12 protein-coding genes are annotated in these 17,593 nt (G+C 34.7%); 8 read left to right on the forward strand and 4 right to left on the reverse strand.

The window, feature by feature from the left end:
• Positions 1–29: 29 nt before the first annotated feature.
• Positions 30–1,817: a chloride channel protein gene (locus tag H611_RS0107905; RefSeq protein ID WP_027137851.1), complete on the forward strand. Its 1,788-nt coding sequence runs from the start codon at positions 30–32 to the stop codon at positions 1,815–1,817.
• 1 nt (position 1,818) lies between these two features.
• Positions 1,819–2,055 carry a hypothetical protein gene (locus H611_RS0107910; protein WP_035483669.1) on the forward strand — a complete coding sequence of 79 codons (237 nt, stop codon included), beginning with the start codon at positions 1,819–1,821 and terminating at the stop codon, positions 2,053–2,055.
• A 3-nt stretch (positions 2,056–2,058) separates the two neighbouring features.
• On the opposite strand, the gene H611_RS0107915 is transcribed toward H611_RS0107910, so the two are convergent.
• Positions 2,059–2,508 (reverse strand): nucleoside deaminase, encoded by a 450-nt coding sequence (locus tag H611_RS0107915; RefSeq protein WP_027137853.1) that lies wholly within the window; start codon positions 2,506–2,508, stop codon positions 2,059–2,061.
• A gap of 96 nt (positions 2,509–2,604) precedes the next feature.
• On the opposite strand from H611_RS0107915, the gene dxs reads away from it, so the two are divergent.
• Complete coding sequence (gene dxs, locus H611_RS0107920) at positions 2,605–4,356, forward strand: 1-deoxy-D-xylulose-5-phosphate synthase (protein WP_027137854.1); 1,752 nt, start codon at positions 2,605–2,607, stop codon at positions 4,354–4,356.
• A gap of 99 nt (positions 4,357–4,455) precedes the next feature.
• Here dxs and dgt read toward each other — a convergent pair whose 3' ends face one another.
• Complete coding sequence (dgt, locus tag H611_RS0107925) at positions 4,456–5,796, reverse strand: dGTP triphosphohydrolase (protein WP_027137855.1); 1,341 nt, start codon at positions 5,794–5,796, stop codon at positions 4,456–4,458.
• 187 nt (positions 5,797–5,983) lie between these two features.
• Here dgt and H611_RS14135 point away from each other — a divergent pair, with 187 nt between their 5' ends.
• The 3 genes from H611_RS14135 (at position 5,984) to H611_RS14140 (ending at position 10,901) form a co-directional block, all read left to right on the forward strand.
• Positions 5,984–6,370 carry a carboxypeptidase-like regulatory domain-containing protein gene (locus H611_RS14135; RefSeq protein ID WP_051238764.1) on the forward strand — a complete coding sequence of 129 codons (387 nt, stop codon included), beginning with the start codon at positions 5,984–5,986 and terminating at the stop codon, positions 6,368–6,370.
• A gap of 360 nt (positions 6,371–6,730) precedes the next feature.
• Positions 6,731–9,502 (forward strand): TonB-dependent receptor, encoded by a 2,772-nt coding sequence (locus H611_RS0107935; protein ID WP_027137856.1) that lies wholly within the window; start codon positions 6,731–6,733, stop codon positions 9,500–9,502.
• A 202-nt stretch (positions 9,503–9,704) separates the two neighbouring features.
• Positions 9,705–10,901, forward strand: a complete 1,197-nt coding sequence (locus tag H611_RS14140) for a hypothetical protein (RefSeq protein ID WP_035483671.1) — start codon at positions 9,705–9,707, stop codon at positions 10,899–10,901.
• Between the two features lie 68 nt (positions 10,902–10,969).
• Here the strand turns inward: H611_RS14140 and H611_RS0107945 are convergent, their stop codons facing one another.
• Positions 10,970–11,326, reverse strand: a complete 357-nt coding sequence (locus H611_RS0107945) for a toxin-antitoxin system YwqK family antitoxin (RefSeq protein WP_027137857.1) — start codon at positions 11,324–11,326, stop codon at positions 10,970–10,972.
• Positions 11,327–11,711: 385 nt separating this feature from the next.
• On the opposite strand from H611_RS0107945, the gene H611_RS0107950 reads away from it, so the two are divergent.
• The gene (locus tag H611_RS0107950; RefSeq protein ID WP_027137858.1) at positions 11,712–12,908 is read left to right on the forward strand and encodes a porin; all 1,197 of its coding nucleotides are present in this window, start codon (positions 11,712–11,714) and stop codon (positions 12,906–12,908) included.
• 70 nt (positions 12,909–12,978) lie between these two features.
• A complete protein-coding gene (locus tag H611_RS0107955) occupies positions 12,979–15,279 on the forward strand; it encodes an inorganic phosphate transporter (RefSeq protein ID WP_027137859.1) in 2,301 nt (766 codons plus the stop codon).
• A 58-nt stretch (positions 15,280–15,337) separates the two neighbouring features.
• Here H611_RS0107955 and H611_RS0107960 read toward each other — a convergent pair whose 3' ends face one another.
• Positions 15,338–17,587 carry a transglycosylase domain-containing protein gene (locus H611_RS0107960; protein ID WP_027137860.1) on the reverse strand — a complete coding sequence of 750 codons (2,250 nt, stop codon included), beginning with the start codon at positions 17,585–17,587 and terminating at the stop codon, positions 15,338–15,340.
• Positions 17,588–17,593: the final 6 nt, after the last annotated feature.

A 17,593-nucleotide genomic window follows, 5' to 3' on the forward strand; every position in this document is an offset into this window, starting at 1 on the left:
TTAGGTTTAATTTTTAGTAAATTTATGCAATGCCTGCCAAACTTAAAAGTTTACTGCGTAAATTTCTAATCTGGAAATATAAACATATTTCAGAGCGTCAATTTGTTTATATACTTAGCATACTTGTTGGCTTTTTAGCAGGAATGGGTACCGTAGTTTTAAAAAACTTAACACATGCCATTCGATTACTTTTCGAATTAGATTTATTTAAAAATTACCAAAATTCATTATACTTCATATTTCCTATTATTGGATTAATATTGGTGTATATAATAAAGCAAGCTTGGCTTAAAAAGCATATCGGACATGGAATTTCATCGACACTCTATGCTATTTCAAAACTAAACGGCATAATACCTAGATATAATATTTACGCTTCCCTAATAACTGCCCCATTAACAGCAGGATTTGGTGGTTCTGTAGGACTACAGGGTCCAACGGTTTCTGTAGGTGCTGCTTTAGGATCGAATGCCGCGCAACTTTTTCACATGAATGCCAAATCGAGAATGCTTTTGATTGCCTGTGCATCGGCAGGCGCTATGGCCTCCATGTTCAAAGCTCCTATAGCGGCCATCATTTTTGCTGTAGAAATCTTTAGCTTAGACATTGCCTTTACATCATTGGTTCCATTATTACTTGCTTCGGTTTCAGCCGTCGTTACTTCGTACATGTTTTTAGGTACTGATATATTGTTGCGCTTTGAATTAGTAGATAAATTTCAAGTAAACGATATAATTTTTTACATTATCCTCGGACTCGCAACCAGTGTAGTCTCAATTTATTTTTCGAAAGTATTTTTTACCATAACCAATTTTTTCAAACAATTTGAAAGTCGAGCTTTACGACTTTTAATTGGGGGTACTGCCATAGGAACTTTACTCTATTTTATTCCGCCTCTTTATGGTGAAGGGTACGGCATAATGAACAATCTCCTTAAAGGAGATCATTTAGCAGCCATTGGTATTACACCTTTTAATTTAGACCTTAGTAATATTTGGCTGGTTATAGCACTATTATTAGGGATAACAATATTTAAAGCCATTGCCATGACAACCACTTTTGGTGCCGGTGGTGTCGGTGGTGTATTTATCCCCACACTGGTTATGGGAAGTGCCTTAGGAAATGCATTTGCTAAAATTATTAATAATATAGGATTTGATTTAGAAGTATCTGAATCCAATTTCACACTAATAGGAATGACTGGCTTAATGGCCGGTGTACTCCATGCACCATTAACCGCAATTTTTCTTATTGCTGAAATAACTGGCGGTTATGAATTATTTGTCCCGTTAATGATTGTATCTGCAATTTCCTTTTCAATTACTAAATACTATGTTTCACACTCAATATACACTTTAAAATTAGCTGAACGTGGAGAATTAATGACCCATGACAAAGACCAAAATGTACTAATGGTTTTGGATATCGATAAGGTTATTGAAACAAATTTTATCATTTTAAAACCTAATATGAAACTTGGTGATATACTTAACAAAGCAGTTGCTAAATCGTCAAGAAATCATTTCCCGGTTGTGAATGATGAAGGTCATTTTTTAGGAGCCATTCGTTTAGATGATATTCGGCATATTATGTTCGACTCTAAATTATACGACACGGTGGAAGCCTCAAGTCTTATGCATGCCGACACCCCAATTATAGATTACGACAACGATTCTATGAATGATATCATGGATATATTTAAATCCAGTGGCGCCTGGAATTTACCTGTTATTAAACAGGACAAATATTATGGTTACATATCAAAATCTAAACTTTTAACAGCTTATAGGCAACAATTGATTAATTTTACCAATTAATATGAAATACATCATTTTAATAATAGCAATTGCCGCTTTTACCAGTATCATACTAGGTTTCACCTTAGATGTTGATTATGCCAACAAATTAGTTGGCTTTGGTGTTATGAGTCTCTTTTTTATAGTTTTCCCGCTGTTTGCCTATTACCGCTGGAAGGACAAAGACATTAAAGACTATATGATTACAAAAGAGAACCTTGATAAGATGCGTGAAAATCAAAAAAAGCACAAATATTAAGTCTTAATTTAGATTCCGGCGTTCTATAAAAAATCGTTTTAACAAAATACTGGCCTCTTCTTCTAAAACACCACCTTTTATAATAGTTTTAGGATGTAATTTGGTTTTTAAATTTAAACATCCACGCTGTTCATCACGAGCTCCATATACAATATTCGAAATCTGACTCCAGTACAAAGCACCTGCACACATTTGGCAGGGTTCTAATGTAACATACAGTGTACAGTTTTGAAGATACTTACCTCCTAAAAAGTTAGATGCTGCCGTTATAGCCTGCATTTCGGCATGAGCTGTAACATCGTTTAAAGTTTCGGTTAAGTTATGCCCTCTGGCAATAATTCTATTATCGATAACAATAACAGCACCTACAGGAATTTCTCCTTTATCAAACGCCATTTCCGCCTCTTGCAGTGCTTTTTTCATAAAATAGGTGTCATCGAATGGCTGCATCATGCTAAGTTGTTTTGATATTGAATTTCAAAAATACAATTTCATCTCTTAATATTTGTTGTTTGTTTATGGCAATTCAAGTGGTACATTTGCACTACAATGCATAAGCTATTAAATCAAATAAACACACCTGGTGATGTTCGCTTGTTGAATCAAACGGATCTGCCTCTACTGGCCAATGAACTTCGTGAATTCATCATAAACATTGTAGCCACCAAAGAAGGCCACCTAGGGGCAAGTTTAGGGGTGGTAGAACTAACTATTGCCTTGCACTATGTATTTAATACGCCTGACGATCAATTAATCTGGGATGTTGGTCATCAAGCTTATGGCCATAAAATATTAACAGGAAGAAAGAACCTATTTCACACCAATAGACAATGGGGCGGAATTAGCGGTTTTCCAAGACGTGATGAGAGTGTTTATGACTCATTTGGCGTTGGACACGCCTCCACTTCAATTTCGGCAGCACTAGGTATGGCCATAGCCTCCAATTTACAAGGTGATACAGACAAACAACATATTGCTGTAATTGGTGATGCTTCTATTGCTGGGGGTATGGCTTTTGAAGGCTTAAATCATGCCGGCGTAACAGATGCCAACCTATTGGTTATTCTAAACGATAATGCTATTGGTATTGATCCGAGTGTGGGTGCTCTAAAAATGTATCTGACCAATGTAAAAAAAGGTACCCAAAAGCGAAATAATATTATTAAGGCCTTGAACTTTGATTACTCTGGCCCTATAGACGGACATGATATTAATGCAATAATTAAAGAACTTAAACGCTTAAAAAAAATTAAAGGCCCTAAGTTTTTGCATATAATTACTACAAAAGGCAAAGGTTTAAGACAGGCTGAAGAAGATCAGGTAAAATACCATGCACCTGGAAAATTCGATTCGCACACAGGAGAACTTATCGCTAAAACTGTTTCAAAATTCCCTAAATACCAGGATGTTTTTGGCCATACTATTTTAGAATTAGCCAGACGAAACAAAAAAATTGTAGGCATCACACCTGCTATGCCTACTGGTAGTTCATTAAAATATATGATGGCCGAGATGCCAGACCGTGCCTTTGATGTCGGCATTGCCGAACAACATGCCGTTACCCTAGCTGCTGGAATGGCCACACAAGGTTTAATTCCGTTTTGTAATATCTACTCTACTTTTTTACAACGCGGATACGACCAAATAATTCATGATGTGGCGCTACAAAATTTACCAGTTATTTTTTGTTTAGATCGTGCCGGGCTTGTAGGTGCCGATGGGGCTACCCACCATGGTGTTTACGATTTATCCTATTTACGATGTATTCCTAACCTCATAATTTTTGCGCCGCGAAATGAAATCGAATTACGCAATATTATGTATACAGCTCAATTAGGATTAGACTATCCTATTGCAATACGTTACCCCCGTGGCCGAGGTATTACTGAAGATTGGAAACAACCTTTTGAAAACATTGAAATAGGCACTGGTGTTGAACTTAAAAAAGGAAATAAACTCGCTGTTTTAAGTATTGGAACCATTGCAAAAAATGTAAATGATGCTATTGAAAATAGAAATATTTCACATTATGATTTGCGCTTTGTTAAACCATTAGATGAAGGTTTACTACACGATATTTTTAACCAGCATGACACTATTGTAACTGTAGAAGACAACACGGTAAAAGGTGGTTTTGGAAGTGCTATTTTAGAATTTGCAGCAACCCACAACTATAAAACCACGATAAAAACATTAGGAGTTCCCGATATATTTATTGAACACGGCAGTGTTGACGAATTACAAGAATCCATAGGCTTAGATGTTGAAAGCCTAAAACTTTATTTTAATAAGTTTCTATAGCAAACAGAATTTTGCGTTAGGGATTGCAGCGACATCCTTTTGCATTTTATGCAAAAGATATAGCGAAAAGCCCGACCCTTGTGGTAACGCCTAAATATATTAAAAGGTAATTCCTTTTATTTTTTTATAATCTAAAATGGCTTTACTATCGGACAGCAACGACACATAAAAACACACGCTTGACAAACGTTGATACAAACTATCACTATTATAATGTAAATTTTTAGGTAAGCCCTTTATAATGAGTTTGTCATAATTAGAAGCCGTACCGTAAAAATAGTTATTTACCGCTTTGGTGTAGGTGCTTAGCAGCGTATTAATTACCCCGTAACCTGCAATTTCCTTATCAATGACCTCGGTTGACTGATATATTTTTTCGACACTTATTTTAATGATATCTTTAATCTGTGCATCGTACTGACTTTTATCTAGCAACGCACAGTCGAAATCGCCATTAAGAATAACATCTTCGTAGGTCATAAAAATATCGACCGCTTCATTAATTAAAGACCCTATAGCCAAAGCACGTAGATAACCAACACGATCTTGCTTGGTAGTAAGAGCATAATAGTTTTCCGGGCGAATGCTATGTCGTATTATTTTTGAAAGATACTCTAAAGCATAATCTTCTGGGATTAATCCCAGGTTAATACCATCCTCAAAATCGATGATGGTATAACAAATATCGTCGGCAGCTTCAACCAAATAAGCCAAAGGGTGTCGAGCAAAACTCAAATCAGTTTCACTTCGTTTAATAAGTCCCAGTTCACCAGCAATATCTACATAAGCATCTTTCTCACTTTGGAAAAAGCCATATTTTTTATCGGCAATATGTTTAGTAGGTTTCTTAGGTAGTGACTCCTTAGGATATTTAGTAAAAGCCCCGAGTGTCGCGTAGCTTAATCGGAGTCCACCCTGCTTACCATCTCTCGTTTCGGTTAAAATTTTAAACCCATTAGCATTCCCTTCAAAATCACATAAATCCTGATATTCTTTAGCCGTTAACTGGTCCTTATATTCGGCACCTTCACCATTTATAAAAAATTCGCCTATGGCCTTTTCACCGGAATGTCCGAAAGGGGGATTCCCAATATCATGTGCCAGAGCGGCAGCGGCAACAATGGCCCCGAAGTCGTTTGGCTGATAGCCATGAACATTTTGTAAATGCGGATGTTTATCTAACAATCTTTTACCTACCAATCGCCCAAGAGACCGGCCTACCACACTAACTTCTAGACTATGCGTTAAACGGGTATGAACAAAATCGGTTTCAGATAACGGAATAACCTGAGTCTTATCTTGTAAACTTCTAAATTCTGAAGAAAATATGATTCGATCGTAATCGACTTCGAAACCTAATCGTGTTTCATCTTGTTCTTTTCTTATTCGCTTATTAGTATCGCCAAAGCGCTTTAAAGACAACAGTTGCTCCCAGTTCATTGTTAATTTTTATGTTGGCAAGATAATTAAATTCATATTAATTTACTGGTATAATTTGCATTGTCATGAACTATTCTATATATCAGATTCTCATTTAAGTAACACAAAAATCATCCTTACTTAACAATTAGGTAACATTTAGAAAAGACATAAGTTATTAATTTGCAATAGCATATAAAAACACCAAATGAAAGTATTTTTCTTTATTGCATCTTTGTTTATTTCAAGCACATTATTTGCTCAAAACACTGGAATGGTTGTGGGCAAAATTATGGATAATGAATTGACTGATGCTCCCTTAGTCTTAGCAAAAGTATCGGTTAAAGGTACTGATATTGAAGCTAGCACTGATTTATCTGGTTTGTTTTATATTGAAAATTTACAAGATGGAGAGTATACTTTAATTTGTAGCTTTATTGGATACGAATCTAAAGAGATTCATGTTAAAGTAAATGCATTTGAACCTACAGAATTAAAAATTGGTTTAGCAGCAAGCACTATTTCTTTAAATGATATTGCTTCATTAACAAACTTAGCACAAAAGGAGGAAGACCCTAATACAGTATTAAACTAATATGTAGCTCATTTAGTAACTTCTTCTTTAGGAACCCACAACAAAATCATAAAATCGCCTTACAAGCAACAACGTTTCAAGGAGAGTTCGATATTTTCTAAGAAGTGCATATTTAGCTTTTTCCTTAGAGGACTATTTTTTCCAAACACGCTTTAACCCTTCTTACTCTTCTTATCGACACACAGACTATTTTAGAAAATCTGATCTTACTTTCTAATGTTAAATGAATGTTTCTTAATTACAAAAAAGCACCCATTTAGATAACATTTAGATAACTCTGTTCTTACCATTCTTTAACTTCTAGGTAACATCCTGTTCATATAACGTAACGTTCTTTGCAGCATGATAAAAACTAATAAAATGGAAAAAATCACCTTATTGTTGCTAGTTATTTTTTCAACAATATCATATGCCCAAACCACTGGTTCCGTTGCTGGTAAACTTACTGATAAAGAATATAACAATGAGCCTTTGGCTTTTGCCAATGTTATTATAAAAGGCACTACAAAAGGAACCACTTCAGACTTTGATGGTTTATATCAATTAGACAATTTAGAAGCTGGTGACTATACTTTAATTTTTAGTTTCGTAGGCTATGAAACTCAAGAACTACCTGTTACTGTAGTACCTGGTAAAGTAACCGAATTTAACGTTCTTATGGGCGCCAGTGCGGCCTCTTTAGACGAAGTTATTATTACAACCACTAGTAAACGGGAAAGTGAATCCGCATTATTATTAGAGCAGAAGAAAGCCGTTGTTATTAAAACTGCCATTGGCGCACAGGAATTAAGCAAAAAAGCTGTTTCAGATGCTGCTGGAGCAACATTAAAAGTTACTGGGGTTAATAGTCAAGAAGGCTCAAGTAAAATCTATGTAAGAGGATTGGGAGACCGATATAACAATACAACACTTAACGGATTACCTTTACCTTCAAATGACCCTAGAAATAAAAATATAGATTTAGCACTATTTAGCTCAGATATAATAGAGAGTGTTGGTATTGGAAAATCTTTTTCTTCCTATATGTCTTCTGATGTTGCTGGGGCCAGTGTAGATATTATTAGTAAGATAACAAGCGAAAAATCATTATTTAAAGTGAGCCTTTCAACTGGAGGTAATACGCTAACTACTTTTCAAGATTTTAAAACTATTGATGGCGCAAACTGGTTTGGAATTAATCCTAACACCCATCACAACGTTAGAAACCTAAACATCTACAGCTTCGATAACAGCTTTACTCCAAACTCAGGAACAGCAAACCCAAACATAGGTCTATCTATTAATTACGGTAGAAAATTCACCTTATCTGATGAAAGCAATATAAGTTTCTTTTTAGTTGGGTCGTTTGATAACAATTATACTTACCAAGAAGGAACCTCAGACGCCATTGTAGATATTAATGATGATGGTTCTCTCAATGTTGGTTCTATTTTTGACACAAAAACTTATAACTACGGTGCCTCAAAAATGTTAATGGGCAACGTATCTTACAAAATAAACAACAACCACAGATTAAGTTACAATCACTTATTCGTACATTCAAATTCACAAAAAATAGAAGATTTCCTTGGGACAACTACCGACATAGGACGCCCTGAAGACGATAACAGATTAGTTAACCTAATATTACAAACAGAAATACAAAACAAACTGTTTGTAAATCAATTGATGTCTGAAAATAAATTTGGTGAATCACTAGATATTAATGCTGCATTAAGTTACAATACCATTTATAATGATGAACCAGATAGAAGGAAAAACACTTTCATCATTGATAACAATGCTAATACCACTAGAATTTCACAAAATGCTGTAAGAGATAATAGTAGGTTTTACGGAAATCTCTTTGAAAATAGTATCGCTGGTAACTTAAATGCCATTAAGTATTTTGGTGAACGTTATGAAAACAAAGGAAATGTTACTTTAGGTTATAACGGAAGCATCACAGATAGAAAGTTTGATGGTATCTATTTTGACCACAACTTCGCTAATCCAAGAATAACATTCGTTAATCCTAATAATTTAGACGCTACTTTCAACCAAAATAATTTAGATTATGGCGTATTCGGAGTTGAGACCTCTCGCGGAAGAAATAGTGAAGACCCTGAAACATATTTACCGCAATTATATGATGCTAAAAAAACTATTCACGCAGCATATATTGATGTCGTTTATAACTTCAATGATAAATTATCAGCAAATATTGGTTTACGAGCAGAAGATATTAAAATGGATGTAGAATGGGATACCAATATTAGTTTTCCTGGTTTTTCAGATAACAGCCAAATTGCTTTAAACAAACAATATTTTTTACCCACAGGGAACATAAAATATCAGCTAAACGACAAAATCAATCTAAGGGCTTCAGGGAGTAAAACTTATACCTATCCTCAATTTAAAGAAATTGCACCGTTTACTTACGAGGGAATTAACTATCAAGAAAGTGGAAATCCCGCATTATTACCTTCTGATAATTATAATGGAGAACTGAAGTTTGAAATGTTCCCTAATAAAAATGAATTAGTATCTATTGGAATATTTGGGAAATTAATCCAAAATTCTATCAACCGTTTAGAAAGAAATTCTGCTATTGAAAGAGACTTTACTTTTGACAACTCTGGAGATGCTACAGTATTTGGATTAGAATTAGAAGGTAAAGTCGATCTATTATCTATTGAATCTGACGATGAGAAAACTCAATATCTTTCATTAGGTGGCAACGCTACTTTAATGAAAACACAACTTAAGTTCAACATAGCTAATACATTATTCAACTATACAGGAGATAGTTCTGAACTAGAAGGTGCTGCTCCACTTACTTTAAATGCAGATGTTTCATATAGATTTAATATTAATGAAAAAGAAACAATGTCTACTTTAGTTTTCAACTATCAAAGCGATAAAGTGTACAGTATTGGTACTAATTTTAAAGAAAATATCATTGAAAAAGGAGTTCCAATATTAGACTTTGTATTCAGTCATAAATTCAATCAAAACTTAGGAATGAAATTTAATGTGAAAAATATTTTAAATCCAAGTTTTGATAGGTATAGAGATATTCCAGAAAAGCTTACTATGAATTCATACAAAAGAGGAACATCTTTCTCTCTGGGAATCGCTTACGAATTATAATTTCTAAAGATATCAATTTACCCCCTCTAACCATGATAAATATTCTAGAGGGGTCTTACTCTAAAAATAACATAAAGTCATAATAAACACTAATTTAACATTGCGAGAATTTCTTAACCTAATACTAATATTAGCTTCAAATTAGATTTAAAACTGTGACTTTAATTTGCAGAGTAATAAAAACTAGGAAAATAAAAACAAAATGAAAAACTTAAAAAACTTATTAATAGTTACGATTGCAGCTTCAATCTTCTCATGTTCAAGCGACGATGATAATAGAACTATAGATCCAGGTAATGGAGAAGGACCAATCATTGGTAATGAATTAAAAGGTGATATTACTGAGGACGCTACATTATTAGCTTCTATTGAATATACCCTAACCAGCTCTTTAACCGTAAAAGAGGGCGCAACTCTAACCATCGAGCCAGGAACCGTAATTAAAGCTAAAAGTGGTAGAACCGACGTTTTTATTGCTGTTGAAAGAGGAGCGAAATTAATCGCAAAAGGAACGGCCTCTGATCCGATTATATTTACATCTGATGCTGCTTCCCCTAAAGCTGGTGACTGGGGCGGATTAGTTATTGCTGGTAAAGCAAAAAGTAACAAAGGTACAGACGTCCAATCTGAGGTTGCTGGTTTATTATACGGTGGTACTGACGACACCGATAACTCAGGCGAATTAAGCTATGTAATCGCTGAATATACTGGAGCTAAAATTAATGGTGAGCAAGAATTTAACGGAATCTCTTTCTTCGGTGTTGGTAACGGAACTACTGTAAACAACATTATTGTAAGCAATGGTAACGATGATGGCGTTGAGTTCTTTGGAGGCACTGTTGATGTAACAAACGTTTACTGTGCTAATATCGCTGACGATATGTTCGACTGGACAGAGGGCTACTCTGGAACCATAAACAATGCTTTTGGTGTTCGTAACGATGGATTCGATGCGGCTAGTGAAGACCCAAGAGGTCTTGAAGGAGATAGCAATAGCTCCGATCCTACTGCTGCTCCAATTTCTATGCCTACATTAAAAAATGTAACCATCTTAAATCTTAACCCAGATGTGGCTTTAAAAGCTGGTGCGGAAATTAGAAGAGGCACTGTTGCAACTATAGACAATATTTTATTCGCTGCTTATGGTAATGCTTCTTTTGGAAATAGAATTGACACAAACGACGACAAAGGGAATGGTACAGTAACTATTACAAATGCTGTGTCTCAAGGATCTGTTGGGGCTGACAAAGTAGGTGGAGAAATTAATGGTACTGTTACTGAAATTACTGATGGTATAACTGTACCCGCCGACAACACCATAAGTACGAAAACAGGAGTTGGAGCCGACCTATCTGTTTTCTCTTGGGCAAATCAAAATTTTGTAGTTATTAAATTATAAATAAATCAAAATCTTATTACAAAAAAAGCATCCCAATGGGATGCTTTTTTTATTCTTATAATTTATTTTTAAAGCCCTTGGTTCTTTTTAACCTCATGCTCCTTTAAATTAGCTATAACATTATCGTTATAATCTACTTCTTTTACAGTTCCATCGGTATTATAATAGAACCATTTGCCGACTTTTTTACCATTATCATAATTACCAGAAATCGTTTTTTTACCTTCTGCGCTAAAACTTAACCATTCTCCTTGTAGTTTACCATCTGTAGTGTAAAATCCTGTTTGACTTACAGCTCCATTGTCATGATAGTAAACCACTTCAATTAAATTGGTTTCCTTGTTAAATTTTAAATCTCTCTTTTGCTGACCAAAAGATACCGCAGTAATTAAAAAGGCAAAACTTAAAATCAATAAATTCTTCATAATTATGGGGTTTTTAACATTATATCTCAAAGATACAACTAAGACAACTTTAACACAACACTTTGGTAACATTAATTTAACATTGCTCTGCGGCCATTTATACAGCAATCAATTACAACATTAAACCCTTCATTATATTATTAATAATTAGTTAATATTAGCATTACAATTTAATTACGTAAATCGTTGATATTTGCTAAGTCTTAAGACAAACCATTTAGTATTCATATAATTTATTAGTTTTTGTCGACTACATTATTATGATTTCTAACGAGACTACCAGGGCCCTGGTAGTCTTTTTTTTTTGACGTATTGATAACTATTAGGAAACATTAAGTTAACATTAAAGATATTTCTTTGCCACCGACAAAAATTGATAAATACAATGCAACTAAATCTAAAGTTTTTGGCCATATTATTATTGGCTACCAGCACATTTTGTGCCCAAGAAGTAATATCTCCTAAGTTTGGAAAAGGAATTTTAAACCTGACTGGAAAAGACAGTACATGGACTATGAAAATGGGCTTACGTTTTCAAACGCTGGGTATTGGAGTATGGGAAGATGGTGCATCTCCAGAAACCAACTTCTTAATTAGACGTTCCAGATTAAAACTTGATGGGTGGATTTTATCTCCAAAACTTAAATATAAATTTGAATTAGGTCTTGCAAACCGTGATATAGCGGGAGGTAGTGAATACACCAGAAATACCTCCAGACACATTATGGATGCGGTATTAAAATGGAATTTCTATGAAAACTTTGTACTGTGGGTAGGGCAAACCAAACTTCCTGGTAACAGAGAACGTGTTATTTCATCTGCCGATCTTCAAATGGTTGATCGCTCCATACTGAATTCAGAATTTAACATCGATCGTGATATAGGCATTCAATTAAGGCACACAACAAAGCTTTATAAAAACTTTATTATGAATGAAATATTTTCTCTATCTCAGGGAGAAGGTCGTAATGTTACAAGCGGAAACTTAGGTGGATTTCAATATACGGGACGCGTAGAATTATTACCTTTCGGAAAATTTAATGGTAAAGGCGATTATAAAGGTGCTGGTCTAACACGGGAGAAAAAACCAAAATTATCAGTAGCTGCGAGTTACGATTTTAACAACAATGCCGTAAGAACCAGAAGTAATCTTGGTAATTATATGAAAATAGATGATGGCGCCGGTTTATTTGAAACCAACATTACTACCATTTTTGCAGACGCTATGTTTAAATATAAAGGTTATTCCTTAATGGCAGAATATGCAAAGCGAGATTCTGATAATCCAATCGCTTTGAATTCTGATGGAACTCCTACAGGCGATGTTGTAAACGTAGGAAGTGCTTATAATATCATGACTGGATATTTATTTCCTTCCAATTGGGAATTAACCGGTCGATATACGAACTCAGAATTAAATATTAATATAACTGGAAAAAATCCTAAAAAACAATATTCATTGGGTCTTTCTAAGTATATTGTAGGACATAAACTAAAAGTACAAACAGATATAAGTTATTTAGATATTCAAGAGAAAAATAACCAATTAATGTACCGTTTACAAGTGGATGTTCACTTTTAAAAAATATAACAATTAGATAACATAATTTTATGTCATACTTTAGATATTTGCAAACTATTTAAAATTCATTATGGAGAATATATATTTATACATGATTATAGCCTTAGCGCTACTTGCCATTGCCGATTTAGTAGTTGGTGTAAGTAACGACGCGGTTAACTTTCTAAATTCTGCTATAGGTTCTAAAGCAATATCATTTAAAACAATTATGATTGTTGCGAGTCTTGGTGTTGCCGTTGGAGCCGTATTTTCCAGTGGTATGATGGAAGTTGCCCGTAAAGGGATTTTTAACCCTGGTGAATTCATGTTCAACGAAATCATGATTATTTTCATGGCAGTAATGATTACCGATATTTTACTGTTAGATTTCTTTAACTCAGTAGGGATGCCTACTTCAACTACAGTTTCTATTGTATTTGAATTACTTGGAGCTGCCGTTGCCATTGCCCTAATAAAAATAGGACATGACAATGGAAATTTCAGCGATCTTATTGGATATATCAACACTTCCAAAGCCTCCCAAATAATTTTTGGTATTCTCTTGTCTGTTGTAGTAGCTTTCTCAATTGGAGCCGCCGTGCAATGGGTATCGCGATTATTACTTTCTTATAATTTTGAGAAGAAAGCGAATTGGGTAGGTGCTCTTTTTGGAGGTATAGCCTTAACCTCTATTACCTACTTCATATTTATGAAAGGACTAAAAGGCACCTCTTATGCAAGTCAAAAATTTGACTTATTGGGAGGCCTTAAAATGAGCGATTTCTTAGAAACCAATGTATTACCGATAATCGCAGTTAGCTTTGCTTTTTGGTCGCTATTATCTTACGCCCTCATTGTTTTTGCTAAAACTAATATCTACAAACTCATTATTATCGTAGGAACCTTTGCTTTAGCATTGGCTTTCGCCGGTAACGACTTAGTAAACTTTATAGGGGTTCCGGTAGCCGCATACAATGCCTTTAACGAATGGTCTGCTTCTGGTATTGCTGCAGCAGACTTCCCTATGGATGTTTTAGCAGCAAAAGTACCAACAAATAATATACTCCTTTTTGGAGCTGGTTTAGTAATGGTTCTTACTTTATGGTTTTCTTCAAAATCTAAGGATGTTGTAAAAACCTCATTAGATTTATCTAGTCAAGGAGAAACTAAAGAACGTTTCCAACCAAATTATTTATCTAGAAGTTTCGTAAGATTTGCGGTTTTAATGTCTCAGATGTCCTCATATATCTTACCCGAATCCTGGCAAGCTAAAATCGACAAACAATTTGAACAACCTGTAATCGTAGTAGGTAAAGACAAAAAAATTGACCTCCCTGCTTTCGATTTAGTTCGTGCGGCAGTGAACTTAATGGTAGCTGCTGTATTAATCTCCATTGCTACGTCATATAAGTTACCACTCTCAACTACTTATGTAACCTTTATGGTCGCTATGGGAACTTCATTAGCCGATCGCGCTTGGGGAGCAGAAAGCGCAGTATATCGTGTAGCAGGAGTAATCAACGTCATTGGGGGATGGTTTTTTACAGCGCTTAGTGCCTTTATTGCTTCAGCATTAGTAGCATACTTATTAAACTTGAATTTAAAAGTCATGTTCCCTATCTTATTGCTAGCTGCTATTGTACTATTAATAAGAAGTTCTGTTGCTCATAGTAAAAAAGCAAAAGAAGCAAAGGCAGAAGACACTTTAACAAAAGCAGAAAGCAGCTCAATACAGGGTGTTATATTAGAAAGTGCTGGCAACATAGCCAATGTTGTAAAACGTGGTAATCGTGTATACACCAATGCTATTAATGGTCTTGCAAAACAAGATCTAGTTTTACTTAAAAAGAATAAAAAACAAATAGTAAAACTTTCTAGCGAGGTTGACGAACTTAGAGACAACATCTTCTATTTTATTAAGAACTTAGATGAATCGAGCATTGGGGCTAGTAATTTCTACATCCACATTTTAGGATACCTTCAGGATATGACTCAATCTTTAGAATATATTACTAAAGTGAGCCATAAACATGTTCAGAACAACCATAAAAAACTTAAGTTTAATCAAATAAAAGAACTTAAGGAGGTTGACGAACGCTTTGAAATATTATTCAATAATACCAAACAAGCATTCGAGACCCAATCATTTGATGAAATTGGTGTTATTCTAAGTAGAAAACAAGAAATAACATCTTTGGTTTCTAACAAAATTCAAAAACAAGTTGAACGAACTCGTACGGAAGAATCGAGCCCGAAAAACACAACGCTTTACTTTAGTTTACTATTAGAAACTAAAGATTTATTAAACGCTACTATGAACTTACTTGAAGAGTATTACAATGCACACGATGCCTCTGTAAAACCCGCTACCATTAGCGAAGAAAACGAATAGTAATACGTTTAAATAAATAATAAAAACCCCTTAAGTTTTTCTTAAGGGGTTTTTTATTCTAATCATCTATTCGGAATTTTTTCTTTTTACTACCACCAAACAAGCGTTTAAAAAATCCATCCTTCTTTTCAGGGTCACAATTTAAATCTTTCAAGACCTCATCTGGTATATCTTCAAAATGCGCTTTAGTAATATTGTTAAACGAGTCGTCTTTATTCAATTTCTGATAAAACCTAGCAAATAAAGGCAATGCCGAATTTGCCCCCTGACCTATCCCTGTATTTTTAAAACCAATGGCATGATTATCATTACCAACCCACGTTACTGTGACTAATTTAGGAGTAATTCCCACAAACCAACCATCCTTATTATTCTGAGTCGTTCCTGTTTTACCAGCAATGGCATTACTAAGGTTATAACTAGACCTTAATCTTGTTGCTGTACCAGAATTAACAGTAGCTTGCATCATTTTAAGCATTATTTGTCTTGTATAATCACTGTAAGCTGGCTCCAATATTTCTGGTTTAAACGCCGCTATGACATTGCCATGTTTATCTTCAATTTTTGAAATAGCATAAGGTCTTACGGGCTTACTCTCATTAACATAACTCGTATAGGCTCCTGTTAAATCTTTAAGATTTATTTCAGCAACACCTAATGCTAAAGATGGCTCTTTGGGCAATGCTGTTTCGATTCCTAGTTTATTTACCTGATCTATCGTATTTGGAATCCCAACCTTATTTAAAACTTTCACAGCAATGGTATTTACAGATTTACTCAAAGCTGTTTCAAGATTGTAATTAAGATGCTCAACTTCCTCTTCTTTACCAGAATTCGTTGGAGTCCAGTCCTCAAAATTTGTATAAGTTACCTCTGACAATGAAAAATAAGTACAGGGCTTCATACCATGCTCAATAGCCGCTGTATAAACAAAAGGTTTAAAGGTTGATCCTACCTGGCGCTTACTCTGAGATACATGGTCGTATTTAAAAAATTGATAATCAATACCACCAATATAGCTTCGAATAGCGCCCGTTGATGGCTCAACGGATAACATGCCTGTATTTAAAAACTTCATAAAGTGTTTTAAACTGTCTAAAACTGTAACATTATCGATGGTATCGCCAGACCAATTAAACAATTCAACCTGACGCTTTACGGCTAGGGAGTCTTTAATTTGTTCATCGGAAAGTCCTTGTTTCTTGAAGGTTTTATAGATCGATAAATTTTTCATCGCAGCATTCAACATATTTTTATCTGTTAACCATGGTGCAGACGCCCCATAAGCCCTTTCATGCTGCAACTGTAGTTTGGAAAGATGTTCTTTCATAGCTGCTTCCGCCATAGCCTGCATGGTTTTATCTAAAGTGGTATACACTACCAAACCATCTCGATATAAATCGTAAGACGTTCCATCAGGTTTTTTTAGAGTATCTAAAACCGTTTTTAATTGCTTTTTTACTGATTCCCTAAAATAAGGTGCCAGCCCCATATCATGACTATAAGAAGTATAATCTAAAACCAAAGGTGTTTCCGAATAAACTTGTAATGAATCTTCCCTTATATAATTGTATTTAAGCATTTGCTGTAATACCACATTTCGGCGACCTACACTACGTTCTGAATACAATCTCGGATTAAAATAATGGGTTGCCTTAAGTGTTCCAATAAGTGTTGCCGTTTCAGGATATGTTAATTCAGAAGCAGGTTTATTAAAAAACTTCAGGGCTGCACTCTCTATTCCATAGGTGTTATCTGGAAACGGCACCGTATTAAGATATAAAGTTAAAATATCTTCCTTTGAATAGATTTCTTCCATTCGTTTTGCTATAATGGCTTCCTTAAACTTGGTAATTAGCATACTCAACATAACATACTTACGGCGACCAAAAAGATTTTTTGCCAACTGAAGTGTTATAGTACTTCCACCTCCAGCCGATTTATCTTGAAGAATAATATTCTTTATAAATACACGGAGTAAACTAACATTATCGACACCATCATGTTCGAAAAACCGAACATCTTCTGTCGCTACCAATGCATCAATTAGATGCTTAGGAAAGTCATTATAGGTTAGTGGTTGCCTGTCGTAAATGTAGAATTTACCAATTAATTCGCCATTCCTATCTAGCACCTGCGTGGCTTCTGCCTGTTGTATAGCCTTTAAATCTTCGATAGTAGGGATTTTTCCAAAAACACCCAGGTAAACGCTACCATAAATAACAGCAAAAAAAGCAACGACTGCAATACCCGCAATTGCTAACCGCTTTAACCATTTACTTTTTAAAAGGGATTTTAATAGTTTCATTGGGGC

The sequence above is a fragment of the Gaetbulibacter saemankumensis DSM 17032 genome (assembly GCF_000425645.1).
GTDB classification, from domain to species: domain Bacteria; phylum Bacteroidota; class Bacteroidia; order Flavobacteriales; family Flavobacteriaceae; genus Gaetbulibacter; species Gaetbulibacter saemankumensis.

Excerpts from the sequence above, each read along its gene's own strand:
- H611_RS0107905 (WP_027137851.1), top strand. The coding sequence starts at position 30 with ATGCCTGCCAAACTTAAAAGTTTACTGCGTAAATTTCTAATCTGGAAA.
- H611_RS0107945 (WP_027137857.1), bottom strand. The coding sequence starts at position 11,326 with ATGAAGAATTTATTGATTTTAAGTTTTGCCTTTTTAATTACTGCGGTA.
- H611_RS14135 (WP_051238764.1), top strand. The coding sequence starts at position 5,984 with ATGAAAGTATTTTTCTTTATTGCATCTTTGTTTATTTCAAGCACATTA.
- H611_RS0107960 (WP_027137860.1), bottom strand. The coding sequence starts at position 17,587 with ATGAAACTATTAAAATCCCTTTTAAAAAGTAAATGGTTAAAGCGGTTA.
- H611_RS14140 (WP_035483671.1), top strand. The coding sequence starts at position 9,705 with ATGAAAAACTTAAAAAACTTATTAATAGTTACGATTGCAGCTTCAATC.
- H611_RS0107950 (WP_027137858.1), top strand. The coding sequence starts at position 11,712 with ATGCAACTAAATCTAAAGTTTTTGGCCATATTATTATTGGCTACCAGC.
- dgt (WP_027137855.1), bottom strand. The coding sequence starts at position 5,796 with ATGAACTGGGAGCAACTGTTGTCTTTAAAGCGCTTTGGCGATACTAAT.
- H611_RS0107915 (WP_027137853.1), bottom strand. The coding sequence starts at position 2,508 with ATGATGCAGCCATTCGATGACACCTATTTTATGAAAAAAGCACTGCAA.
- dxs (WP_027137854.1), top strand. The coding sequence starts at position 2,605 with ATGCATAAGCTATTAAATCAAATAAACACACCTGGTGATGTTCGCTTG.
- H611_RS0107910 (WP_035483669.1), top strand. The coding sequence starts at position 1,819 with ATGAAATACATCATTTTAATAATAGCAATTGCCGCTTTTACCAGTATC.
- H611_RS0107955 (WP_027137859.1), top strand. The coding sequence starts at position 12,979 with ATGGAGAATATATATTTATACATGATTATAGCCTTAGCGCTACTTGCC.
- H611_RS0107935 (WP_027137856.1), top strand. The coding sequence starts at position 6,731 with ATGGAAAAAATCACCTTATTGTTGCTAGTTATTTTTTCAACAATATCA.